Annotated in this window: 21 protein-coding genes; 3 read left to right on the forward strand and 18 right to left on the reverse strand. The window is 37.9% G+C overall.

The features are described from left to right. Nucleotides 1–14: 14 nt before the first annotated feature. From B7C41_RS20445 to tatA, 6 genes are read right to left on the reverse strand one after another with little or no spacing between them, the layout of a single operon-like run. Nucleotides 15–1463: a GGDEF domain-containing protein gene (locus B7C41_RS20445; protein ID WP_235839761.1), complete on the reverse strand. Its 1449-nt coding sequence runs from the start codon at nucleotides 1461–1463 to the stop codon at nucleotides 15–17. Next, a complete protein-coding gene (locus tag B7C41_RS17030) occupies nucleotides 1456–2250 on the reverse strand; it encodes a TatD family hydrolase (RefSeq protein ID WP_085300154.1) in 795 nt (264 codons plus the stop codon). Before B7C41_RS17030 ends, B7C41_RS20445 begins: the two co-directional genes overlap by 8 nt. Before the next feature lie 20 nt (nucleotides 2251–2270). Beyond that, nucleotides 2271–2783 carry a hypothetical protein gene (locus B7C41_RS17035; protein ID WP_085300155.1) on the reverse strand — a complete coding sequence of 171 codons (513 nt, stop codon included), beginning with the start codon at nucleotides 2781–2783 and terminating at the stop codon, nucleotides 2271–2273. A gap of 2 nt (nucleotides 2784–2785) precedes the next feature. Continuing rightward, nucleotides 2786–3562 (reverse strand): twin-arginine translocase subunit TatC, encoded by a 777-nt coding sequence (gene tatC / locus B7C41_RS17040; protein WP_085300156.1) that lies wholly within the window; start codon nucleotides 3560–3562, stop codon nucleotides 2786–2788. Then, nucleotides 3559–3927 carry a Sec-independent protein translocase protein TatB gene (gene tatB / locus B7C41_RS17045; RefSeq protein ID WP_085300157.1) on the reverse strand — a complete coding sequence of 123 codons (369 nt, stop codon included), beginning with the start codon at nucleotides 3925–3927 and terminating at the stop codon, nucleotides 3559–3561. The genes tatC and tatB overlap by 4 nt, the downstream gene beginning before the upstream one ends. After that, nucleotides 3927–4163, reverse strand: a complete 237-nt coding sequence (gene tatA, locus B7C41_RS17050; protein WP_085300158.1) for a Sec-independent protein translocase subunit TatA — start codon at nucleotides 4161–4163, stop codon at nucleotides 3927–3929. The genes tatB and tatA overlap by 1 nt, the downstream gene beginning before the upstream one ends. A gap of 136 nt (nucleotides 4164–4299) precedes the next feature. On the opposite strand from tatA, the gene B7C41_RS17055 reads away from it, so the two are divergent. Next, nucleotides 4300–5235, forward strand: a complete 936-nt coding sequence (locus B7C41_RS17055) for a hypothetical protein (RefSeq protein ID WP_143764445.1) — start codon at nucleotides 4300–4302, stop codon at nucleotides 5233–5235. Nucleotides 5236–5267: 32 nt separating this feature from the next. Here the strand turns inward: B7C41_RS17055 and B7C41_RS17060 are convergent, their stop codons facing one another. The 6 genes from B7C41_RS17060 to ftsY all read right to left on the reverse strand — a co-directional run bounded on the left by B7C41_RS17060 (nucleotide 5268) and on the right by ftsY (nucleotide 15047). After that, nucleotides 5268–7892, reverse strand: coding sequence for a sensor domain-containing phosphodiesterase (locus tag B7C41_RS17060; RefSeq protein WP_085300160.1), 2625 nt, complete (start codon nucleotides 7890–7892; stop codon nucleotides 5268–5270). Between the two features lie 172 nt (nucleotides 7893–8064). Further along, nucleotides 8065–10533 (reverse strand): TonB-dependent receptor, encoded by a 2469-nt coding sequence (locus tag B7C41_RS17065; RefSeq protein ID WP_085300161.1) that lies wholly within the window; start codon nucleotides 10531–10533, stop codon nucleotides 8065–8067. Nucleotides 10534–10964: 431 nt separating this feature from the next. Beyond that, complete coding sequence (rpoH, locus tag B7C41_RS17070; RefSeq protein ID WP_085300162.1) at nucleotides 10965–11828, reverse strand: RNA polymerase sigma factor RpoH; 864 nt, start codon at nucleotides 11826–11828, stop codon at nucleotides 10965–10967. A gap of 215 nt (nucleotides 11829–12043) precedes the next feature. Then, nucleotides 12044–13018: a permease-like cell division protein FtsX gene (gene ftsX / locus B7C41_RS17075; RefSeq protein WP_085300163.1), complete on the reverse strand. Its 975-nt coding sequence runs from the start codon at nucleotides 13016–13018 to the stop codon at nucleotides 12044–12046. Beyond that, on the reverse strand, nucleotides 13008–13709 hold the full coding sequence (gene ftsE, locus B7C41_RS17080) for a cell division ATP-binding protein FtsE (RefSeq protein WP_085300164.1): 702 nt from the start codon (nucleotides 13707–13709) through the stop codon (nucleotides 13008–13010). The genes ftsX and ftsE overlap by 11 nt, the downstream gene beginning before the upstream one ends. A gap of 39 nt (nucleotides 13710–13748) precedes the next feature. Further along, the gene (gene ftsY, locus B7C41_RS17085; RefSeq protein WP_211279549.1) at nucleotides 13749–15047 is read right to left on the reverse strand and encodes a signal recognition particle-docking protein FtsY; all 1299 of its coding nucleotides are present in this window, start codon (nucleotides 15045–15047) and stop codon (nucleotides 13749–13751) included. A 175-nt stretch (nucleotides 15048–15222) separates the two neighbouring features. Between ftsY and rsmD the strand changes: the two genes are divergently transcribed. After that, nucleotides 15223–15813 (forward strand): 16S rRNA (guanine(966)-N(2))-methyltransferase RsmD, encoded by a 591-nt coding sequence (gene rsmD, locus B7C41_RS17090; protein WP_085300166.1) that lies wholly within the window; start codon nucleotides 15223–15225, stop codon nucleotides 15811–15813. A 108-nt stretch (nucleotides 15814–15921) separates the two neighbouring features. Here rsmD and B7C41_RS17095 read toward each other — a convergent pair whose 3' ends face one another. Together B7C41_RS17095 and B7C41_RS17100 are read right to left on the reverse strand one after the other, a co-directional pair. Further along, nucleotides 15922–17520, reverse strand: coding sequence for a serine hydrolase (locus tag B7C41_RS17095; protein WP_085300167.1), 1599 nt, complete (start codon nucleotides 17518–17520; stop codon nucleotides 15922–15924). Nucleotides 17521–17612: 92 nt separating this feature from the next. Further along, nucleotides 17613–18602 (reverse strand): hypothetical protein, encoded by a 990-nt coding sequence (locus B7C41_RS17100; RefSeq protein WP_085300168.1) that lies wholly within the window; start codon nucleotides 18600–18602, stop codon nucleotides 17613–17615. Nucleotides 18603–18978: 376 nt separating this feature from the next. Between B7C41_RS17100 and B7C41_RS17105 the strand changes: the two genes are divergently transcribed. Continuing rightward, the gene (locus tag B7C41_RS17105) at nucleotides 18979–21036 is read left to right on the forward strand and encodes a TonB-dependent receptor (protein WP_085300169.1); all 2058 of its coding nucleotides are present in this window, start codon (nucleotides 18979–18981) and stop codon (nucleotides 21034–21036) included. Between the two features lie 30 nt (nucleotides 21037–21066). On the opposite strand, the gene B7C41_RS17110 is transcribed toward B7C41_RS17105, so the two are convergent. The 4 genes from B7C41_RS17110 to B7C41_RS17125 form a co-directional block, all read right to left on the reverse strand. Continuing rightward, complete coding sequence (locus tag B7C41_RS17110; RefSeq protein ID WP_085300170.1) at nucleotides 21067–21597, reverse strand: response regulator transcription factor; 531 nt, start codon at nucleotides 21595–21597, stop codon at nucleotides 21067–21069. Continuing rightward, on the reverse strand, nucleotides 21594–22853 hold the full coding sequence (locus tag B7C41_RS17115) for a sensor histidine kinase (RefSeq protein WP_235839762.1): 1260 nt from the start codon (nucleotides 22851–22853) through the stop codon (nucleotides 21594–21596). Before B7C41_RS17115 ends, B7C41_RS17110 begins: the two co-directional genes overlap by 4 nt. 47 nt (nucleotides 22854–22900) lie before the next feature. Next, nucleotides 22901–23527 carry a YjaG family protein gene (locus B7C41_RS17120; RefSeq protein WP_235839763.1) on the reverse strand — a complete coding sequence of 209 codons (627 nt, stop codon included), beginning with the start codon at nucleotides 23525–23527 and terminating at the stop codon, nucleotides 22901–22903. A 164-nt stretch (nucleotides 23528–23691) separates the two neighbouring features. Further along, entirely contained in the window at nucleotides 23692–24330 is a 639-nt protein-coding gene (locus tag B7C41_RS17125) for a helix-turn-helix transcriptional regulator (protein ID WP_211279550.1), read from the reverse strand. Nucleotides 24331–24499: the final 169 nt, after the last annotated feature.

Consider the following 24499-nt stretch of genomic DNA (forward strand, 5'->3'; position numbering starts at 1 on the left):
ATTCCTACAATAATTTAAATTTCGCTTAACAAACCCACTTGAACTTGATTACGGCCAGCTTGCTTAGCTTTGTACAGTGCTTTATCCGCACTCGCGAAAATAACTTCAGGCGTAACATCTTTCTCTTGTTGATAAGTGGTTACACCGCAACTAACGGTTAAGTTAATAAAATTTTCGTTACTAAATATACGATGATGGCTAATGCTATTGCATACTTCTTGCGCTAAGGTGTAGGCACCTTTTTCGTCAGTTTCAGGTAAAATTAGGCAGAACTCTTCTCCACCATATCGACAGCCGACATCTGTACTTCGTTGCAGTAACGCTTTAATAACACCAGCAGTTTCAACAATACATTTATCGCCGGTTAAATGACCATAACTATCATTAACTTTTTTAAAGTGATCAATATCAACCAAGATAAGACTTAACGGCGTTAGATTCCGACGACTTCGTCTAAACTCTGCCAATAATTTCTGATCATAATGTCGACGATTATAAAGCCCTGACAATTCATCTAGAGTATTTCTTTCTTGCAGCTCTTGGTTTGCAGTTTCCAATTCTTGTAATGCTATATTAAGCTCAAGCGTCCTTTCCTGTACTCGACTTTCCAGCAACTCTTGCCCTTCTTGCTGAACAACTAACAACTCATTTTGTGTCATTTGAGAAGTTTTAGCACTTGCTATAGCACGCTGCTGTGCCAATTTTACATCTTGTAAATGACCATAATATCGACGCCCCATAATATAGGTGACCATAAGTGCCATAAACCAAAACGCTAGCATATCAAGGCAATTAACTGCTTGTGTGGGAACTCGGTTAAAGTGCAGAACATAACCCACTAAATTAAAGCTGAGTTGAACTAACAGCATAATAGAGTAAATAATAGGTAAAGGATCTTGGTTTTCTGATAGTTTTCTCGCAACATATAATAGTGCTATCAAGCTAAAACTGTTCAATACTTGGATTAATAACCAAAACTCTAATTGGCTCAAAAAATAACTTACCGGAGTGGTAATGATGAGAATTAGAGATAATCGGCGTAACAATAAATAATATTTTTGACTACGCTTTTTGAGTGAAAATAACTTGCCTGTAAAACCAACAAGGATAACGATGGATAAGACCGCTAATAAGCTATTTTCCATTTTTAACAGCAAAAAACTATCTGTTAATGCCCCTACAATGGAAATACCACCATCTGCCAATATCCATAAAGACTTTATTGAAAAATATAATGCTAAAAACGCCATACTATAGCTGCGCAATGCTCGAGCCCAAGCAAAGCACATCAAAGTTAAGATTAAACTACTACCGATAAACGTATATTGAAAATGTAAATGCATAGTCAAAGGTAAAGTTGATGTTTCGTCAGCAATAGTTGTCATTGCTTCAACCTGAGCCAAAGCTGCATGTGGTATCACCACAACACCAAGAAAAAAAATTAGAGCAACTAAGCTACGCATCTTTGATCCTCAGGTTAAAAACCTTCTCACTATTGATGGTTGTCTGTTGAATTAATTCTTCTTTGCTACAACCTATAAGCTCAGAGAGCATGTTTACGACATGGGGTAAATAACTTGGCTCATTACGACTACTTTTAGGCTTAGGACGAATGGTTCTTGGGGTTAAATACGGTGCATCCGTTTCTATCAATAATTGTTCCAATGGAATCAATGATACAATATCACGTAAAGCCTGCCCGCGGCGTTCATCACAAACCCAACCTGTAATACCAATAAAAAACCCTGCTTCTAGGCATTGCTGTAACTCATTTTCATTGCCAGTAAAACAGTGAGAAACTAAAGCTGGAATATCGTCGATATGGGGCTTCAAAATATTAAACCAAGGTTCAAAAGCATCACGTTGATGTAAAAATAAAGGTAGCTTTAGCTGTTTCGCTAATATAACTTGTTCGCTAAAAACACGTTGTTGGTTTTCCGGTGTTGAAAAATTACGATTGAAGTCTAAGCCACACTCTCCAATAGCTTTAACACAATCGTTCTGTGCTAATTTATCTAAAATTTCAAGGTAGTTTTTATCCACCCGATCAGCATCATGTGGATGTACTCCGGCAGTCGAATACAAATAATCAGGATATTGCTGACAAAGAGACACCGCTTGTTTGCTTTCTTCCACATTAGTACCGGTAACTAACATAGCACTAATGTTTACTTGCTTAGCACGCGCTATAACATCAATTCGATCTTTATCAAAACGTGTGTTGGTTAAGTTAACACCAATATCAATCAAAAGTTAACTACCTTTATATTTTACTTTAGGCGCTTAACACGAATTTTCTTATTTGAACTCGTTATATTTTTCTTTAAATATATCGAATTCAGCATGCCTTTTATCAACAGCACACTTTCACCTTCTTTCACTCTAAAATGGCTACCGTCGGTTTGTTTCCATTGTTGACCGTTTTTAAAAGTAAAGCGCAATTGGCCATACTGATCTTTTGTTAATTTTTCAACAGTAAAAACAATTTGTCGCTCACTTTCAGGGATATTAGACTTTTTCAAATGTTCAGCGCCGAAACTTGCTTCTTTGTCAGTTTTTTCCACAGCAACTGGCGCTATTTGGGTTACTGGAGTTGAAGTACTTGCTTGCTCTCCAGCTGTAAATGACTTGGTACTCTTAACCAAATCATCAAAACAAACCAAGCGTGCTAAACTATCTTTTACTTGAGCACATTGAGCAAGCTCAGCGTTTAACGTGTCAGCATTTGCTGACATTGAAGTTAAACTCATAAATGCAAACGATATCAGGGCAATTTTTTTCATTATTATTTTTCCTTTGATTCTGATTCTGATTCTGATTCTGATTCTGATTCTGATTCTTCACGATAATAAAAGGACGCAATAATAACGCCTACTTCAAATAATAACAGCATAGGTACTGCTAGCATTGTTTGCGAAATAATATCTGGCGGCGTTAATAACATCCCCATAACAAATGCACCAACAACAATATACGGTCGTTTAGCTCGTAAGCTATCTGGGCTAGTCACTCCTGTCCAGCACATTAAAATTATCGCAATCGGAATTTCAAAAGCTGCACCAAAAGCAAAAAACAGCTTCAATACAAAATCTAAATAACTACTTATATCAGTTGCTATAGTAACCCCTTCTGGCGCTACTGAAGAGAAAAATGCAAAGGCAACAGGGAAAACAATGTAATAAGCAAAAGCAATACCGCTATAAAATAACAATGTACTACCAAACATTAGCGGAGCAATTAGGCGCTTTTCATTTTGGTACAAACCAGGAGCAATAAATGACCACAACTGGAATAAAATATAAGGCATCGCAATAAATATAGCTAAGACAATAGTTAGTTTGAAAGGTGTAAAAAAAGGTGATGCAACATCGGTCGCAATCATTTGCGTACCGGTGGGCATAACCTCTAATAAAGGTTGAGCAACATATTGATATATATCTTGCGCAAAATAGATCATACAACAAAACACGACTAGCACCCCTAAAACAGCATGTAATAATCGTGTTCGTAACTCTAATAAATGATCAAATAGTGTATTGGTTTTCTTCGCGGCTGAACTCATTTATCCTGCTTTTCAATTTGTTTATCGTCAAGCTGCTCAGTTTCTACGGAAGAACTGCCTTTTTTCTCAGCTGTTTGATATGGATTAGTTACCATTTTTGCGGCTTCTTGCAACGATTTCACCGAAGCCGCCACTTCTGGCGTAAGGTCCTTCATACCAGATTGTTCAGCTTTTTTTAAATTGGCATGCAATTCTTGGATACGCAACTCTTCAGAAAGTTCATTTTTCACTCCTTCGCTAAAGCTGCGGACACTGCTTATCCAACCTCGAACAGTTCGAATCGCAACAGGTAATCGCTCAGGGCCAAGTACCACGAGGCCAATAATTGCAATTAACGATAGTTCCCAGAAGCCAATATCAAACATTAGGCTTGATCTTTTTCTTTTTCAGCAACCTTGCTTTGGTCAACTGATTTATCAGCTAAGCTATCAGCACTTGTCGATTCTTCTTCTGTTTTAGCCGTATCATCAGTTACTGCACTTTTAAAACCCTTAACAGCCGAGCCTAAATCAGAGCCCAAATTACGTAATTTCTTAGTGCCAAACAACAATACGACAATCACTGCAATAATAACTAATTGCCAAATACTTATACCGCCCATAAAAAACTCCTATAATTTAATTGAATTCATTATAAAGTTTATAGAAAAAAAATCATCAACTGTTATGCTAAATAATGAGGTAAAACAAATTTTGACAAAAATGTATTGTAAAAAACTGTGTTGTTGGCTATTTAGCTTGGTTTTATTTTACTTTGCGTTTGCAACTTCAGTATTGGCATACAACACCCAAAAAGTGAAAAAGCCGGCTGTACAAGAAGATGATCATTGGATGCAAGGATTACATGAAACAGTTTCTAACTCTGTTTACCAATCTGCGCATTGGTTTGATAGCTTTTTTATCGCGAATGATAGTGAGCAACAATCACCAACCACAACCGCAAAAATTCGCTTTGCTTGGTTGCCTAAAAGTCGTGATTGGAGTGAAGTTAAAACGCGTTTTCGGCTGAGAGTTAAACTACCCCATTTTCAAGATAAAGCTAGTCTAGTTTTATCAGATGACGCCGATGATGAACTTAATAACTTACCATTAGAATCGGCCCATGCAAGCCCACGATCTGACGATGAAAATTTTTCGTTAGCACTTAATTATACCGAAGATGAAAGCCATACTAGTTTAATGAACTATCGATTAGGTATATCGGGTGGTGATATATTTACCAGAGCTAAGTATAAACGTGCCTTTCATATTGATGAAACTCAAGGTTTCTTAGTTGAACCATCTGTCTATTACTACCTTGGTGATGGTCTCGGGGCAAAACTATTACTTGAGTATGACCATCAATTAAGTCAGAAGTCACAATTTCGTATAAATTATAGCATCCGAGGTTCTGCGGCATTTAGTGGCATTCGTTGGAAGCATGGCTTTTACAAACTAAAACAGATTGATAAAACCACTGCTTCAGTTTGGAGCTTACAGGTCGAAGGTGAACGCAACGGAAAACGCGGCTTTATTATTGACAACTATACTTTAGGCTATCGCTATAGATTTAACGCTTTACGTGACTGGATTTTTTTCGAAGTAGAACCCTTTCTAGAGTTTCCTGAGAGAGAAAACTATAACACCACTCCTGGCATAGCATTGCGCATTGAAGGTTTTTTCCATAAAGGTTAATCAAATTAGACTACCTTAGTTAAACTACTACATTACGCTCGATACATTTCTATCACATTGTCCGATTCTTCAACTTTCTCTTTAGAAATTTTTCCAGGACGGTTTATATGGTAACCTTGACCAAACTCGCAACCAACAGCTTGCAATTTTTTCAGCATAGCTTCAGATTCAATACCTTCTGCAACCAAACGATAACCAAAATTAGCGCCCAACTCATGTAACGCCTTAACCAATGACAAGTTCTTGTCGTTGTTATTCAGTGTCCGCACAAAACTTCGGTCAAGCTTAATAAACTCAAAAGGGTAACTATGTAAAAAATTAAAAGACGACAATCCTGCGCCGTAATCATCTAACGCTAACTTAACGCCAAACTCTTTCAATTTACGTAAACCTTTTAAAGCTAATTCAGTATGACGAGCAAAAGCAGACTCATTAAATTCTAGAATCAGTCTCTCTGGCTCGATAGTATTAAGACGTATTAGCTCTATCAGTTTTGCTAACTGATTGGCTTGGGTTAAATGCCGACCAGAAAGGTTAACACCAATATAAGCATGTTGATATTCATTTGACTGCCGCCATAATTTTAACTGTAAACAAACTTCTTCAATGACCCAAACTTCAATTTCTAAAATCATGCCGGTTTCTTCCGCCATAAAAAGAAATTCACTCGGCGTCAGTAGACCTTTAGTTGGGTGCTGCCAACGCAGTAACACTTCAAAGCCTAGTGTAGTTGTTGAAGATAAATCAGATATTTTCTGGTAATGCAATTCAAACTGTTTACTTTTAATCGCTTGCCTTAATTCTTGCTCTAAAGTCATACTCGCAATCAATTGTTCTCGCATACTGTCATCAAAAAAAACATAACGACCGCGACCTAAGCTTTTTGCTTGATACATAGCTGCATCAGCATCACGTAGCATTTCATTGGCGTCTTTATAACTGACTCGGCTTTGAGCAATACCAATACTAGCATTAGAATATAGTGTATGGCCTTCTAGCCCAAAGGGCTCTTCAATAGAGCTAATAATTCGAGATGCTATTTCTTCAACATCTTCAGATGACTGTAATGAATCCAATAAAATAACAAACTCATCTCCTCCCAGGCGGGCCAAGATATCATTATCGCGGACACACAGGCGTAAGCGTTGTGCTATTTCAATTAAAAATTGATCTCCAGCATGGTGACCCAGAGTATCGTTAATCATTTTAAAGCGATCTAAATCAATAAAGAGAACCGCAAAACGATGATTAGGGTGACGCTTCAAATGTTTAAGTGAATAGGTCAAACGATCTGAAAACATTGCGCGGTTAGGCAATTGCGTTAATGCATCATGATGCGCATCATGGTACAAACGCGCTTCCGCTTTACGACGCTCTTCTATCTGCATACGTAAATTAAGGTTGGTCGATTGTAACTCTTGCGTACGCTTATTGATCACTTGCTCTAACGCTTCATTACTCTGTAACACTTGCTGCTGAGTTTTATGGCGTAAAATTGCCACTGCAATATGCTGACTAACAAAGCGCATCAGTTCTAGATCTTTGCTTTGATAAGCCTTTTCATTTTGATAATGATGGACAGCAATAACACCGAAAATATCACCTTGATCCGATAAAGGTGCAGCCAACCAAGCTTGGGGGAGTTTTTCTTCAGGGTAATGTAGGGTAAAAGCCCGTTGAGTCACTTCACCTTGTTTTTCTAAGGTATAAATCATTTTTTCGGTTAGCAGTACAGGTTTTCTCGTACTAATAGCCAGTTCAGATAATCCACTGCTGAGTTTTCTGGCTTTTGGCGGCACGACTTTCTCATCACAATAATAAGGAAACTCTAGCTCGCTTTTGTCGCCCGATAGCAAAGCAATATAAAAATTCTTTGCTGGCAGAAGTTTGTTTACTTCTTGGTGTAATGCTTGGTAGAAATGCTCTATTGATTGTGTCTTTGCTGTTAATTCAGAGATATTAAGTAAAATTTGATGAGTTTTAACTGCCAATTGCCTTTCAACAATTTCTTTTTTCAATCGCTGATTAGTCTCTGTCAGCTTTGAAGTGCGTTGATGAATACTAAATTCTAATAGCTCTCTGCTGCGCACACGATCAATCGCCGTCACTAAATGCTCGGCTATAAACTCTAATATTTGACAATCACGTTCAGAAAAACACAATTTTTCATCGTAGCTTTGCAAGGCAATAACACCAATAACTTGCTGTCCGCGCATTAATGGTACACCTAACCAATCTACACATGCAGAACCATACAATACAATTTTATCAGCTTTAGCAAGTGCCATTCGTTCTTCTGCTGAACAATGCAAAGGCTGCTGCTTTAGTAGCACTATACCGGTTAAGCTTTTACGCCAATCGGCCAGCTCAACATGCTCACGTAATCTCATTTCAATAGGGTTGTGGCAATAACTTAGTTGCAACTCTTCTGCTGGATTTAATAGTGCAATATGAAAGCTATCGGTAACTAATAAAGTTTTAATTACCGATTCGAGGGCATGATAAAACGCATCCATATCAGTTACTGTACTAGCTAACTCAGAAAGCTGTAACAGACCTGATTGCATGGTTTTAAGTTGTCGATATTTTTTTAGTAACGACTTTAATTTTGGAAGTTGGCGTATCGCATGGATATTATCCGCCGCCCTTGAGCCCATTGTACAAATTCCATTTTTTATTAGTATTATTTTTATACGTTTAGTCTACCAAAATAAAAAAATTTGGCTAGGGCTGAGTTGAAATTATTCACTCTCATTTGTCATATTGTTATTTTCTCTATAAAACAAAAAATGGCGGTAATGCCACCATTTTTTATCAAACTAAACAGGTTTAGAAGCTATAAGAGGTACTAACAAACATAGTACGGCCAACAACATCGTAAATACTTGGTACCGTACCCATATCAGTACCACCTAGAACATTTTCAGGCTCAGTATCAAAGGCATTTTTAACACCGCCATTAACGGTCCAGTAATCATTAATATGGTATGACGCTGATACATTATGATAAACAACGTTATCTGTAGAGAACTGTTCTCCATAATATTCACCATTCATACCTTGAATAAACTGAGCGCTATAAAGGACGCTTAAGTCTTCTGTTAGGTTGCTCTGAACTGATAAGTTTGCTTTAACTTCAGAGTAGCCACCGATATTGCCATCAATCGTTCCGGTATAGTCAGTATCATCTTGTTCAAATTCGATTAAGTATGTGGTGTCTAACATCACTTTAAACAAATCGTGGCTATAGCTAATATTCCAATCAACACCCGATGTTTTTTGCGAGCCAATATTAGTTAATGCTGAGGTCATGTTTGATAAATCTCCGTCAGCCGTTACACTAATTGAATCACATGATGCTTGCATGCCAGAGAAACATGCATTTAGCTCTTTTTGCACATCAACACGGCTAATCGCATTGGTAATATCAAACGCCCAATAGTCTACCGTAGTTGATAAATTATTAGCTGCCTCCCAAACAACACCAAAAGTAAAAGACTCACTCTCTTCAGGTTGTAAATTATCATCACTGGTATAATTAACTTTAATCTGAGCGTCTAGTTCGTTACCCCACGGATCACTTAAGTAATCATATGAACCACTATCGCCACCGTATAGTTCGCTAACATTTGGCGCTCTAAAGCCAGTTGCTGCCACTGAACGCACCATGAAAGAATCACTAAAGCGATAGGTTGCGCCTAGCTTCCAAGTCATTTCACCGCCGAACGTTGAGTATTCATCGTAACGAGCCGCGGCTTCAACAGTTAACTCATCTGTAACCGGCACCGAAATCTCACCATAAACAGACTGTACCGAATAGTTGCCGTCAGTTGCCGACTGTTGAGCAGAAGTACTTTCACCATCTTGTGTTACTTGGTCTGGTGCGTAATAGCCACTTTCATGGCGGGTTTCAAAACCAATAGCATAACCAATATCACTTTCAGTGACACCGCTAAATCCCGCAGCTAAAGTAAACTGTTCATTGCCACCTTCATTATCTTCTGTATAAATAACACCTTCAGACATTAAAAAGCTGTTATCTATTGGTGCACCGCTAAACCATAAGTCTTGGTTATCATAGATACTTTTCTCCATATTGCCGGCATGAATCGAGTTTTGAACATGGTCTTTTGAGTCATTACGCCCATAGGTTGCTGAAATATCCCACATAGAATTATTTTCTAAGTAACCTTTTAAGCCTATTGAAGCTCGATATGTATCAGTTTCTTGTTGAAAAATACGAGGACCTGCATCTGTCATGCGACGACGATAGTTCAATTCTGTCGACGTATTACCATCTGCATCTTTAAATTGATCGGTGTATTTTTTATCTAATACTGCAGTCTCTAAGTCGATATTTGCTGGTTGAGGTGCCATTTGCTGATTTGATTCTCGGCGGGTATACATAAAATCAATACTTAGTTCAGTATCTTCATCTAATGCTGTATTGAAAGCAGTAAAAAGACTTAATAATTCATTTGGGGTTTGCGCATAACTATCGTCAGTATAATCGTATGATGTGTCACGTGGTTTAAAACCGTCATTGCCATCAGGTATCATGCCACCAAGTGAACCACTAGGTACAAACGAAGATTTTCCTGGATCAACAAAATCACGATCAGATTGAATAATTTCACCACGATCAGAGTACTGCAAGCCAACAACTAGGTTACCTTCAGCAAGCTCTAAGCCATGTAATATACTGGCACCTTTGCTAGTACCATCACCTTTATCTGTTTGGCTGCCATCTAGTGTTAATTCGGTACCAACAAAATCTTTCTTGGTAATAATATTAACTACGCCTGCAATAGCATCTGAACCATAAACCGCTGAAGCGCCATCTTTTAAAATTTCAATATTTTTGATCATAGCAACAGGAATCGTATTCAAGTCGACTGCGGAATCTGCACCTGTACCTGAAGACACCATACGACGACCATTCAGTAAAACTAGAGTACGCTGAGCACCCATACCACGTAGGTTGACAGTCGCTGAGCCGCCAGAGCCATTGTTCGTTGTTGCGCCTAAATTCATACCTGCGGCAGTTGGTTGTGCAGATAGAATTTCTTCTACAGAGCTATAGCCACTTTGCGTAATAAAATCTGATGAAATGACAGTCACTGGGCTGGCTGTTTCAACATCAGTACGATTAATACGTGAGCCAGTAACTTCTATGCGCTCAACGCTCGCTTCTGCAGTCTCTGCAGCGCTAACTTGACTCACAACTAGCAGTGAACTTGCAGCACTCGCGAATAAAGCCGCTCTTACCGCATTGCTTAAAGGTCTTTCTAAATACATTTATTTTCTCCGACATCGATTAACATTTTTATTTATTGGCTTGTTATCACCTTCATTCATCTTGCGATAAAAGTTCATCGAGGTTTGTTATTTCGTGCGGGAGATTTGTACGGAACAGTAAAGTGGTTACAATTAACCACAAACTAAAAGCCGAAACAAAAAAAAGAAAAATAAACTATTGAAATGATTACAGTAAATATTATTACACATAAATTTTCATGGTACATTTTTTCGAGGTAAGACTTTATAGACATTTATTATCTTGATTACATGCTTAGATTGCACTCAGGCCTCTATAATCGTAACAGTTAACGTACATTTACTTGTAAAATAAACCTTTTTATTTTACTGAGTGATTTCAAACTAAACACTGAATTTTTTTCATAAAAAAACCGGCAAAAGCCGGTTTTTTTAAATATCTTTTTACTGAGTTATGCTGCCATAGCGCCTTTTAATTTAGACAAGGCATTTTTCTCTAATTGACGAACACGTTCCGCTGATATTCCATACTTATTAGCAAGTTCTTGCAAGGTTGATTTATCATCAGTTAACCAACGTGTACGAATAATATCTTGGCTACGCTCATCTAGACCAACTAAAGCATTGCTTAATCTCTGGTTAGCATGCTGCTCCCAGTTATTATCTTCTACTTCTGTTGCTAAGTCAGACTGTTTATCTTCAAGATATTGTGCAGGAGAAAAACTGCTAGCACCTAAATTATCATCATCATCAGTTGATAATTCAAAAGCTTGGTCTTGATTACTCATTCGAGATTCCATTTCAAGCACATCTTTAGTAGTAACACCTAAAGCTTCAGCAACATTACTCACTTCGTCGTTACTAAACCAACCTAAACGTTTTTTGTTCTTTCTTAAATTAAAGAATAATTTACGCTGTGCTTTTGTGGTTGCAACTTTAACAATGCGCCAATTTTTCAAAACAAATTCATGAATTTCAGCTTTGATCCAATGCACAGCAAAAGAAACTAAACGTACACCAACCTCTGGATTAAAGCGTTTAACCGCTTTCATCAGCCCAACATTGCCTTCTTGAACTAAATCAGCTTGCGGTAAACCATAACCAGCATAGCCTTTAGCAACATGAATAACAAAACGAAGATGCGACATAATTAATTCTTGCGCCGCCTGTAAATCATTTTCAGAATATAAACGAGTTGCTAATTCATGCTCCTTTTCAGCAGTAAGCATAGGAATGCTATACGCCGATTGCACGTATGCTTCAATGCTACCACTTTGTGGGACAGTAAGAGCCATCGATTGCATTTTAATACTCATTTAATTACCTCTTTATCTAATCTAGCTCGCGATTATAGCATTTATTTGCTAGCTACCGCGACTTAATATGTCAACAGTAGCTTAGAAGACAGGGCGAAACAATAGTCTCTTTCGAATTTTCTATGAAATATTTGTTAAAGTTTGTCATCAAAGAAAAAATCAATAACAATAACAACGTGATGTTAGAAAATCGAAGTTCCTACATAACGACAAAATTAGTCAGCTGTTGGCTCAATAGCACGGATATGTTGTCGAACTGAAATAAAGCTACCAAGTAAGCCTAAAGCAATCGCTATCAGTTGCAAAAACAGAAATTCAGCGAAAGAAAGGCCAGCCAAAACAAATTGACTTTGATATAAATCGGTTAGCTGCACTAAGGCAATAGAAAAATAATTCGCTAAGATGGCAACACAAATACCGGCAATTAAACCACCGAGTACGCCATACCAAATACCGGCATATAAGAAAGGGCGTTGAATAAAGCTATCTGTTGCTCCAACCAACTTCATTACAGCAATTGCATCTTTTTGGTTTAAAATAGCCAGTCGAATAGTGTTACCGATAATTAGCACTACAGATAAGCATAATAATAGGGCAATACCTAAAACTATATCCTCAATTAATTCTGACATAGCTTCTAAGCGTGTTAGCCACTCCAAATCAAGTTTTCCTTGATCAACTTCTCTTTCTTTTTCCAATTTAACTAACAGCTCTCTAGCTGCTTGAACCTGGCTAAAACGCTTCATCGGTGTGACCAATACCGTGGCTGGTAATGGGTTATTATCTAAATACTCTAGCGCCTGACCAAAGCCTGAAATAAGCTTAAACTCACTTAAGGCCTGTTCCGCAGAAATATAAACAACATTATCCACTTCTGGGTATAGCTGTACACGTTGAACAAAGTTTTGTGCTGATTTATCTGATGTCGATAATTTCAAGAATAAAGTGATTTCAGAGGCAGAGTTCCACTGCTCCGTAACGGTTTGAGTATTTTTAACAAAAAGGTGTAGCGTTGCAGGTAAAGTAAGACTAATCCCTAAAACGAGCACCGTCATCACCGACGTAAATGGTGTTCGCCATAAGTCACCTAAGCTGCCGATGGCTTGCTGTAAGTGGCGAATGAAGTAAGCGGTAACTCGACCAGTCCAAGCTAATTGGCTTTTACTTTGGCGCGTATGATTAGTTTCCATCAACATCGCCTAAAGTTTGTAAACCATCAACAATGCCATCAGTGATCATATGGCCTTGTTTCAATGTTAATGTGCGATATTTCATGCGAGCAATAAGTCCAAGATCATGAGTCGCAATTAGCACGCTCACCCCCATATCGTTAAAATCTTCAAATAAGCGAATAATATCTAGTGATAATTTAGGATCTAAATTACCGGTCGGCTCATCTGCTAGTAGTATCGGTGGTTTATTAACGATTGCTCTGGCAATACCAACACGCTGTTGTTCACCACCTGAAAGCATATAAGGAAAGCATTTAAGCTTACTTGAAAGGTGCACCTTCTCAAGCGCACCTTCAACGCGTTTGCGGGTTTCTTTATGACTATAGCCTTCAATAATAAGTGGTAAAGCAACATTATCGAAAACTGTACGGTCCATTAGTAAGTTATGATTTTGAAAAATCATCCCAATACCACGACGTACATAAGGAATTTGTTGATATTTTATCGATGATAATTCTGTACCATTAATCTCAATACTGCCAACGCTAGGTTTCTCCATCATACTCATCAATTTGAGTAGCGTGCTTTTACCTGCGCCAGAATGGCCAGTTAAAAACGCCATTTCGCCAGGGGCAATAGTAAAACTCACTTGCTTAAGTGCTAAAAAGCCTCCTGGATATGTTTTACTGACGTTATTAAATCGGATCATAGTTATTCTTATTATTTATGTTATCACGACAGCAATAGATTAACTTTCATCGCTAAATAGTGCATCAATGAAATCATCGCCATTAAAAGGTCTTAAATCATCAATACCTTCACCAACACCTAAATAACGAATAGGAATACTATGTTTGTCAGCAACAGCAAAAACAACACCGCCTTTGGCAGTACCATCTAATTTTGTTAACGCTAAACCTGTTAGTCCAACCGCTTCATCAAATAGTTTAGTTTGACTCAGAGCATTCTGCCCAGTACCAGCATCAATAGTTAGCATCACTTCATGCGGCGCATTAACATCAAGTTTCTTCATCACTCGAACAACTTTTTTCAGCTCTTCCATTAAGTGACCTTTGTTTTGTAGACGTCCCGCTGTATCTGCAATAAGTACATCAACACCACGTGCTTTAGCCGCACTAATTGCATCAAAAATTACTGATGCACTATCAGCACCAGTATGCTGCGCAATAACAGGAATGTCATTTCGATCACCCCATACTTGTAATTGTTCTACCGCTGCCGCACGGAATGTATCACCCGCCGCCAACATCACTGACTTACCTTCAGCTTGGAACTGTTTTGCTAATTTACCTATCGTAGTAGTTTTACCAACACCATTCACACCTACCATTAACATAACAAATGGTCCGTCACTTGATTCAATCACAAGAGGCTGGCTTACAGGCTCGATAATTTTCTTTAATTCTGCTTTTAACAAACCATAAAGTGCCTCTGCATCTTTTAATTGATTGCGAGACGCAGATTCAGTTAAAGAGTCGATAATTTTAGTGGTTGTTTCAACACCAACATCGGCTAATAATAAATGTGTTTCTAACTCTTCGAAAAGATCTTCATCTATTTTTTTGCCACGGAATAAGCTAACTAATCCGCCACCTAAATTCTGACGAGTTTTGGTTAAGCTTTGCTTTAAACGCGCAAAAAATCCACGTTTAACTTCTGGCTCTGGCTCTGGCTCTGGCTCTGGCTCTGGCTCTGGCTCTGGCTCTGGCTCTGGCTCTGGCTCTGGCTCTGGCTCTGGCTCTGGCTCTGGCTCTGGCTCTGGCTCTGGCTCTGGCTCTGGCTCTGCAGGTAATTCTTCAGAAATAACCTCATCAACCGCAACTATTTCTTCAACTTGTTGTTCGTCTGTTTGTACTATTGGCGCTTCATCAACAAGTGTATCAACAGCATCGTGTTCAGGAGTAACTAAAGTATCTTCAGTTACTTCAACAACATTTTCGTTAACTTCTTCAACTGCAGGAATAACTTCTTTTTCCTGCTTTTTACCTAGACCTAACCAGGAAAACATACCTTTTTTCTTCGACATAAATGTATTTACAATATTAATTTGATGAATAGGTTTACCACTAAAACTACCTGCTTATGTATTACTCGATAGCGAACAATTCATTAGATCAGTTGGTATTCATTAGTAAACAAGGATAAAATTGTCGATATAGTATCACCTAACCCGCCGACAAAAAACAAAAGCTGTTGAAGTTATGAGCAAACTCAAAAAACAACCAAACAAAAGTGCTGCAAAAGGGCAAATACGTATTATTGCCGGCCAATATCGTGGTCGAAAGTTACCCGTGCTAATGGCCGACGGTTTACGCCCAACCACGGATAGGGTAAAAGAAACAGTTTTTAACTGGTTAATGCCTTATGTGCAAGATGCTAAATGCTTAGATTGTTTTGCCGGCTCAGGAGGCTTAGGTTTTGAAGCGCTTTCTCGCGGTGCTAAATCAGTCACTTTTATTGAGCTAAACAAAGCAGCGGCTCAGCAGTTAACGGCAAACAAAACATTATTAAAAGCCGATAATATCGATATTTTATCAACTAATGCTTTAGAATTTTTACAAAAAAATCAGCAAGAATTTTCCTTAGTCTTTATTGACCCACCGTTTAGAAAAGGTTTGGCGCAGAAAACTGCAGAAGCACTATCTCAACAAGGGCTTAGTGAAAATGCCTTAATTTATGTTGAAATGGAGTCGGATAACAACCAACAAGTTATGCCGAGTCATTGGCAATTGTTAAAAGAAAAAATCGCAGGGCAGGTTGTCTATCAACTCTACCAAAATAGTAAAGTGTAAATTAATCAAGACCTTACAATGAGAAAATTAAAAAAAGAGGCATTAGCCTCTTTTTACCTTTTAAGGCTCAATATTCTAAATTGAGCCCTTCAAATTAAACATGTTTAATTAATGCTGAGTAACCGGCGCTTTAGGCTGTAATTTTAAATCATGAAAATCAAAACTAAAGTCTGTTGCCCACGAAACAGCTTCCATCGTAGCGAAGTTAATGCTGCCATCAGGGTTTAAATTAAAATTAACATAAGCATCTGCTTCTAATGTTCTATCATCCCAACGGACAATAAAAGTATTGTGTTGGTAATGTTCTAAGGTACCGTGTAATGCTGGTGTATTGCCAAATTGCATGACTAACTTTTTATTTTCCAAAGTAATCGCTATTTCGCCATACCAATTATCAAGATAAGTTTGTGCATAATCTGCCAACGCCAGCGACGGTTTTGAGTTTTTATCAACACTGGCGGCAGCTTCAGCGATTTGTGCTTTTTTATCTGCGTTATATTTTTTCATTTTTATCACATAATGCTCAACCCAGTCTTTCTCAGGCAATTTTAAGTATTCATTCAATATCTGCTGCGATATGGCATTAAATGCAGAGCCTGATTGCTGATTGGTTAAAATCACCATCGCTAAGTTTTCTTCTGGTACCAGCACCACTTTCGATACCATGCCTAAAATGCCACCTGTATGCTGAATAACCTTGACGCCATGGTAGTCTTTAACAAACCAGCCTAAAGCATAAGCGGTAAAGTGGGTTTTATCTTGATCCGTAGCACTTTGCGGTACTGGTAATAATGTGCGAGCTTGCCACATAGCGCGGCTTTGCTTTTCACTAAATAGTCTTAATTCTTGCTCGCCATCTTGACCATATTGTCCACGGTTTAACTGGGCTTTAAGCCATAACGACATATCGTTCACACTTGAAGCAACAGAGCCTGCAGACGAGAACTTTTCTAAGAAATTACCGCCAACTACATTTAGCTTGCCATCAAGTGGCACATGAGCACGAGCAACATTTTTATTAGCTTGTGGAATTAATGAATATTTAGCACGGGTGTTTTTCATCCCCAAATTATCAAAAATAGTACTTTGAATATTTTCTTGCCAAGACTTACCGGTAATTTTGCCGATAACTTCACCTGCAATAACGTACATTAAATTGTCATAGGCAAATTCACTACGAAAGCTCGACACTTGCGGTAAGTGCTTCATGCCTTTAATAACATCTTGGTTGGTTAGCGTAGTTTCTGGCCATATCATTAAGTCACCAGCCCCTAGACCTAGGCCACTGTTGTGTGACAACAAATCAATAATAGTGAATTCACGGGTAACGTAAGCATCTGGCAATTGAAATTCAGGAATAATGTCGATGACTTTGGTTTGCCAAGTCAACTTACCTTCATCAACTAATTTTGCTAATAACGCTGCAGTCATCGCTTTGGTATTTGATGCAATGCCAAACAAAGTATCAGCGTTAACTTTTTGCTTGCTGCCATGTTTAAGTACGCCAAAACCTTTGCTTAAAACAACCTCGTTGTCTTTAACAATTGCTACGGCAATACCTGGCACTTGAAAAGCCTCTAATGCGTTAACTACCGATTGTTCAATACGAGTGACTTCGCTCGTAGGCTTTTCGGTAGATACGTTTGCTAAGGTAATAGTGGATACAAACAGTGCGCTTATATAAAACCATGAATAACCTAATTTCATTCAAATTCCTTATTGCTCTCACAAGAGCCTTATTTTTATTTTTCGCCGATACCGTAACTGAATTACTAAATAATAACTATCACTAGCAAAAATTAAAGTGCATGACTTTGTTCAACTAAATCAAGTGTTGCAGCTTGAGAAAACACTTGCTGCGGCAAAATATAATTAGTAAAACAAACTGAGTAGTTGTTGCTTAAATGCTGGCTAACTAACGACGTAGCAACATAATTTTTTGGTATAAAAATATCCGTTAATTCACTAAAATTAAATTCATTAAAACTAAGTAAATCAAATGATTTAGGTGACAAAATAGCTAAAAAAGTCGGGGCCAGTTTAATTAAGTTCACATTAGACTCAATACTGACATAACTGCTGTTTTCTTGGGGGGTCACATGAATCGTAAGATAGTTAAGTCCATTAATAGCATTGATGGAGTAGCCGAATGGGTCAAAAACAAAGTCATCTAAGATAAAGTCATTAAATAACGTTTCTAATTGTAGAAACGCTCTTATTTCTTTTGCTGTTAAGCCAACAGTCGTGAGCTTGTCAGATGCTTTCTTACTAATTTGATACGCCAATAACTCATAGGTTTTATCTTTATTACAAGCTTGGAAGTGATTATCTTGGTGAAAAATATAATTATGGTGACTATCTAGTTCGCCAAAACGATGTGCTTTACCTTTTGTATATTGCCTTAACAGCTTTATATCATCACCAAACGTACTCGGTTGCGCATGAGCAAAGTATTCATTCTTACGCTGATAAATAACTTGCTGAATTTTATTCATGCCGACTTGTTGGATAAAATATTCAACCGAACGCACTAACTGCGTATTGCCGCAGGTTATAATTAATAAACGGTCATGCCATATAAACAAGCTTGATTCTGACAAAAGAAAGGCTTTGCAATCGCTATTTTTGATTGAAGATAGAATATGGGCATCACTACATTGTACTAATTGCTGCCAAAAATTATTATCGAAGTCATCAAGCAACGAAAGCTGATTTTGATCTATAAGAATGGTCGCTTTTTTTTCTGAGCCTTCAAAAAACAAATAGTTATCCTCAACGTCCAACATCATCGTATGTCAACGTTACAACAGCATGGCCAATAAACAAATATGTCTAATAAACATGGAAAAGTGTGCGCTTATTATCGACACTAGAAATGTGAACGGCTTAGATTATTTATTTACAAGCACTACGTCAATGTATTAGCGATATAAAACTTAACTATACTCAAACTATTTTGGGATATATTTATCGTTCTAGATCATTTAAAAAACATCGAAAAAACTCACTAACAATTATGCAAAAAGCACAATCAGTGTTACTAAATTGATCTAGGTCAAATCCAGCTGCGACATAATGTCGCACTCTGTCTAACTTGCTTTGTTTTTAAGAAAAACTTCAGTAAAAATCATCCTGTTAGCCAATTTTTATTACCAGGATTTAGCAATGCAACCCTCAAAAATTTCCCAAGCACTTACTGTAGTTTTATCTATCGTGTCACTTAATGTTTTCGCTGAAAATATTAATGATAACAGCATCGAAGTAATTACTATCGAAGCTCCAAAATTAACGCATTCAGAAACTGCATTAGCAGAAGGCAACTTAGTAATGCCTGATGTCGCTGACTGGCTCAAAACCGTTCCTGGCGCAAATATTAATAAAAATGGCCCGATTACTGGTATCGCACAATATCGCGGTATGTTCGGTGAAAGAATTGCAAAAAGTATTGGCGGCCAACAAATTATTAGCGCTGGCCCTAATGCCATGGATGCTCCGCTCACCTACATTAATCCAATTATGGTTGAGTCTGTTTCAGTTTATCGCGGTATTGCCCCCGTTAGTAGCGGCATAGACACGCTAGGTGGCGCTATTAAAGTGGACCTGAAAAAAGCTGAAGTTGACACAGGGGCGGCATTAGGTGGTGACTTAGCGCTGAGCTACAACGACATTAATGACGCATCAACTTTCGCCGGTGACATTAACATTAGCAATGAAAATACCGGTGTTTTATTCTATTTAACCGATCAAAGTGGCGATGACTACGAAGACGGGAATGGCAATATCATTTCATCAACAGAATATGATAAAAAGCAATACGGTATAGACTTACGCCATCAAGGAGACGATTGGCAAATAGGCGCAACATGGCATCATGCTAAAACTAATAACTCCGGCACGCCAGCGTTACCAATGGACATCGACTATATTGACTCTGATCGCTACAACTTAGACGGTGAATTTCAGCTGACAGACTGGAAATTAAATTGGCAGTTAGGTTACCAAGACGCTACACATGGCATGGACAACTTCAGTCAACGCACTAATATGAATGCCAATATGTATCGCTACAATACTACCGATGCAAAAACCTTAGACTATAGGCTTTTATTGAGCCAAGGCGACTGGTTACTTGGTCTTGAAGGCTATGATGCTGAACATAACTCAGTGATCACCAACCCTGAAAATATGATGTTTGAGATTACCAATTTCAATCACATAAAAGACCAACGTAACTCTATTTTTGCCGAATGGACACCGAGCAATGGTGCCTTCTCGCATACTCTAGGTTTGCGTATCAAAAGTAATCACTCTGACGCTAATGAAATTTCTCACTCAATGGCAATGATGAATCCAAATACTAAGGCCTTACAAAGCGAATTTAATAGTGCTGATCGTAGCGTATCTGACACTACTTTTGATCTGGCATTAAACAGTCAATACCAATGGACAAAGACCACTACCATCAGTTACTCAGTGGCTATTAAGCAACGTGCGCCAAGTTATCAAGAACGCTATTTATGGGTGCCTATGCAAGCAACAGGTGGTCTAGCAGATGGTAAAACTTATGTCGGCAATATTAACCTAGATAATGAAACCGCTTATCAATTAAATGCCGGTATTTCATATGATCATGGTGATTTTACTATTGCGCCACAAGTGTTTTACCAAAAAGTGAAAGATTATATTCAAGGCACCCCATCAACTGATATGCGAGTGAAAATGATCGCAGGTATGATGGGCGATAGTAGCCCACTTATTTTTACCAACATTGATGCTACGTTATATGGTGCGGATATGAACTGGCAATATCGTCTAAATGAACAATTTAAGTTATCAGGTATTGTTAGCTATGTTCGTGGGGAACGAGATGACATTAACGATAATCTTTATCGCATTTCACCACTAAACACTCGCATCAATTTAAATTACCAATATAATAATTTTCAAAGTAACTTAGCACTGCACGCCTATAGCTCCCAAAATAAAGTCTCAGTTTTAAATGATGAAAAATCTTCAGCTGGTTATGCCATTGTTGATTGGCAGGTAGATTACTTTGTTAGTAGCGGTTTAGTGGTTCGAGCTGGTATCAATAACTTACTAGATAAACAATATAATGACCATTTAGGTGGCGTTAATCGTGCTAATGGCAGCGATATAGCAGTTGGAGATAAGATTACTGCTATGGGAAGAAATGTTTACCTGGCAATGGATTACCAGTTTTAACCATTATTTTTGATGTTAGTAGAGCCAGTATCATTTTGATACTGGTTTTTTTTGCAGCTTTCTTTGTAACGTTCGACGATGCATGCCCAGTTGTCTAGCTGTCGCTGAAACATTGCCATCATTACTATTAAGCACTTGGTTAATATGCTCCCATTCAACTCGCTCTGCTGACATCGTATCGATATCAAGATCAACCGCGCTTTCAACGTCCGGAGCAATATCTAACGCCGTTAATAGCATTTGAGTATTAACTGGTTTAGCCAAATAATCATCTGCGCCCAAACGCATCGCCTGAACCGCTGTGGCAACACTAGCAAAGCCCGTCAGTAAAACTAGTTTCACTTTCGGTAATGCTGCCCTAATCGGCTTTATCAAGGTTAGACCGTTCTCTGATGCCAACTTCATATCCAATAAAATACAGTCTGGTTTTTGTTGCAAACAAGCGTGTAAAGCTTGATCAGCTTGATGTACCTGCTGACAGCTAAAATTATGTTTAGTCATTCGTCTAACTAATGTTGTGGCAAATGAAACATCATCTTCAATAATTAATAGTTTCTTCACAATTCACTTTGCTCCTTGCCCGTGAGTAGTGGTAAATTAACCAAGGCAATACAGCCTCGCTCGGCATGGTTCATTAGCTTTAACTTTCCACCTAAGCGATGAAAAGTAGAGTTAGATAAAAATACCGCCATACCTAAACCCGATGTACTCGTTACCATTTCCTCACCCAACACCGCTCTCTGCGCTTGATTCATACTTGCTTCGATACCTAAGCCAAAATCACGTAACTGTAAGGTTAAATCATTATTTTCACGACTTATAGTTAAAATGATTTTGTTTTGTTTATTCTCCTCATTTGCACGAATAGCATTTTGCACCAAGTTTAATAATGCTGGTAGTAGCATAGCATCAGACTCAATCATTGCCTCAATGGTACAGACCTGAACGAGTGTTAATTCCTGCTCAGGAAAGTGAAAATGCATTTGATCAACTAATTGTTCAAGCAATTCACTAACGGATAATTGAGCTTTTTTATTTTCTCTAATCGATGTTGCCAAAGAACGAAAATAACCAAGCTGATCAGTACATTGATTTAGCGGCTGTGCCATTGCTAGTACAGCTTCATGTTCTGGATAATCTTCAGCAAGTTCTTCATATAATAATTGAATATTAGCTAACGGTGTTGCTACTTGATGCGTCACTTGTGCTGATGCAACACCAAGTGCCAATAACTGCTCACTTTTTAGTTGATCTTCACGTTGCAAAGCAATAGCTCGTTCGCGATTTGTAATAACCCGTGCCATAGCACCAACGACAAAAGTAACAACAATTACAGACAGCAAAAAGTTCGCCCACATACCAATAAAGTGATTACTCATATCCATCTGATGCATAGTATGCTCGGGCATCGTTAGCAACAAAAAGCTATAGGAAGTAATGGCAGATAAAGAGATAAATAGTAAATAGCGAGCAGGTAAGCTTACAGCGGCAATGACAATCGGTAACAAGAGTAAAGAAACAAAGGCATTAGTGGCACCACCACTGAAAGATAGCAACACAGTTAAGAAAACAACATCGGCAATTAATTGAAAAACTATCGCCAAATTACCAGCATTTCGTTTCCTGAAAACTAATATGCTCAAGGTATGAAAAACGATTTCCACCATGATAACAACAACTAATGGTAGCAGCGCTATTTGCAATGACATCACAAAATAAACAATTAATACTGTTAATAACTGAATGATAATTGCGACTGTTCTTAACAGAAATAGTCGCTGAATAATGGTCATATTTTGGTAATTAACTACTGGCATGGCAATCCGTTTTATAGACCAAAGCTAGGGTAGGTTAGTATTAAAGGTTAGTGGTTAATTTCAATGCCTAAATTCGATAACCCCTCTTCTAACACTAAGGCTTTTGCCCTAATACATGAGGTTTTATTTTCACTGGCTGTTTTTATGAAATCAAATAATTCGTGTTGTGTGGCGATTTCCCACTGCATCAGAGGGTGTTCTGTAATTTGCTCAGGAACAATAATGATTTCGTCACCTTCTGGCGCTTCGGCATCAATTTCTTGCGCTAAACTCAATTCCACATAATAACTAACGCTATTTTCAGATAGCTTGCCAATATTTTCGAAACTACTGTTTTGCGGATCTTGTATTGATTGAAATAATGACATCAGTGCCATTGCCCCATCTAACGCAGGGAATACCCCGAAAAAATCAAACTCATCAGGGTTAGGAACTTGTTCTTCCAATTTAACTATCTGCGCATCGTAGTTAATTTTACAGCGACTATCTTTATCCAGCCATTGCCAGATTAAATCAAGTTGATTTCTCAACACTTTATAATCACCAAAGTCAGCGTGTTCAGCAAACATTTGATAATTAGGTAGCATGCGTTCAAGCAAAGCCGCACAAAATGCCACTTTCTGCCATTGGCTTAAGTTTTTTAAAGGTAAATGAATCGCCACGTTGAGTCTCATTATCAATCTTAAATTAATGAATAAGTATAACCTAATTAACGGCAAACTACATGATTCAATTAGTGTTTTAAAGTTACATAACTAGAGTTAGTTAGCCATTGCTTTTAATTACGATAAGTACAAAATAAAACGGCTAATAATAATTTATATTCCTACTTTAAAATTTATATATTCACTATTTTTCTAATACGATAAACACAACGTCGATCACCACTATGTAAGTATTCACTTCGTTCAACAGCAAAACCTTCGCCAAAACATTGTTGAAAAATCATTAACTCGGACCGGCAAAAATTTTGGCATTGATTCGCTACAGCACAAATAGGGCAATGACTTTCAATTAACAAATACTCAATGGCTGATACTTTTTCAGTGCTAGCCATGTAACCTTCTTGTGAACGCATTAAAGCTAAGATTTCAATTTTGTCGTGCAGATCGCTGCATACACTCAATGCCGCTTGATACTTTTCAAGTATTTGCTTTTCACGCATGGAAATCACTTGCTCTAAACCCTGCTCTCCAAAAATATTAGTAACCGATTCAATGAGCTGCAAAGTTAACTCGGCATGACGATCAGGAAAACGCTTATGACCCAACTCCGTTAATTGCCACATTTTTTTAGGGCGGCCAACTTCAGCTCTTTGCAGGAAATGACCAACTAAATTTTTTTCTTCTAGGCGTAATAAGTGCTGCCTTGCTCCCATACTAGTCATTACTAGCTCTCTAGCTAATTCGCCAGAAGTCATCGCTCCTTGGCTTTTCAATTTAGCTAAAATGGTGTCGATATTTTTTATCTGTTCCATGGCGATTCAACCTAGCAAATATAAGTACAACATAATCAGCATTTAATTCATGCAACAAAGATAAGGCTTTAAAAAGCGAGGGTAAAGTTTTAGTAGTGAGTTATTGCCAACTTTTGTCAAACTCAAGCAAAATTCAACTTACTTAAAAAAAAAGGGCCAATAGGCCCTT

It is taken from the genome of Cognaticolwellia mytili (assembly GCF_002104475.1).
In the GTDB taxonomy this organism is placed as follows: domain Bacteria; phylum Pseudomonadota; class Gammaproteobacteria; order Enterobacterales; family Alteromonadaceae; genus Cognaticolwellia; species Cognaticolwellia mytili.

Bases quoted from the DNA above. Each gene is read 5' to 3' on its own strand.
- B7C41_RS20445 (WP_235839761.1), bottom strand. From the start codon at position 1,463: ATGCGTAGCTTAGTTGCTCTAATTTTTTTTCTTGGTGTTGTGGTGATA.
- B7C41_RS17035 (WP_085300155.1), bottom strand. From the start codon at position 2,783: ATGAAAAAAATTGCCCTGATATCGTTTGCATTTATGAGTTTAACTTCA.
- tatC (WP_085300156.1), bottom strand. From the start codon at position 3,562: ATGAGTTCAGCCGCGAAGAAAACCAATACACTATTTGATCATTTATTA.
- tatB (WP_085300157.1), bottom strand. From the start codon at position 3,927: ATGTTTGATATTGGCTTCTGGGAACTATCGTTAATTGCAATTATTGGC.
- tatA (WP_085300158.1), bottom strand. From the start codon at position 4,163: ATGGGCGGTATAAGTATTTGGCAATTAGTTATTATTGCAGTGATTGTC.
- B7C41_RS17060 (WP_085300160.1), bottom strand. From the start codon at position 7,892: ATGGGCTCAAGGGCGGCGGATAATATCCATGCGATACGCCAACTTCCA.
- B7C41_RS17065 (WP_085300161.1), bottom strand. From the start codon at position 10,533: ATGTATTTAGAAAGACCTTTAAGCAATGCGGTAAGAGCGGCTTTATTC.
- rpoH (WP_085300162.1), bottom strand. From the start codon at position 11,828: ATGAGTATTAAAATGCAATCGATGGCTCTTACTGTCCCACAAAGTGGT.
- ftsX (WP_085300163.1), bottom strand. From the start codon at position 13,018: ATGGAAACTAATCATACGCGCCAAAGTAAAAGCCAATTAGCTTGGACT.
- ftsE (WP_085300164.1), bottom strand. From the start codon at position 13,709: ATGATCCGATTTAATAACGTCAGTAAAACATATCCAGGAGGCTTTTTA.
- ftsY (WP_211279549.1), bottom strand. From the start codon at position 15,047: ATGTCGAAGAAAAAAGGTATGTTTTCCTGGTTAGGTCTAGGTAAAAAG.
- rsmD (WP_085300166.1), top strand. From the start codon at position 15,223: ATGAGCAAACTCAAAAAACAACCAAACAAAAGTGCTGCAAAAGGGCAA.
- B7C41_RS17095 (WP_085300167.1), bottom strand. From the start codon at position 17,520: ATGAAATTAGGTTATTCATGGTTTTATATAAGCGCACTGTTTGTATCC.
- B7C41_RS17100 (WP_085300168.1), bottom strand. From the start codon at position 18,602: ATGATGTTGGACGTTGAGGATAACTATTTGTTTTTTGAAGGCTCAGAA.
- B7C41_RS17105 (WP_085300169.1), top strand. From the start codon at position 18,979: ATGCAACCCTCAAAAATTTCCCAAGCACTTACTGTAGTTTTATCTATC.
- B7C41_RS17115 (WP_235839762.1), bottom strand. From the start codon at position 22,853: ATGCCAGTAGTTAATTACCAAAATATGACCATTATTCAGCGACTATTT.
- B7C41_RS17120 (WP_235839763.1), bottom strand. From the start codon at position 23,527: ATGAGACTCAACGTGGCGATTCATTTACCTTTAAAAAACTTAAGCCAA.
- B7C41_RS17125 (WP_211279550.1), bottom strand. From the start codon at position 24,330: ATGGAACAGATAAAAAATATCGACACCATTTTAGCTAAATTGAAAAGC.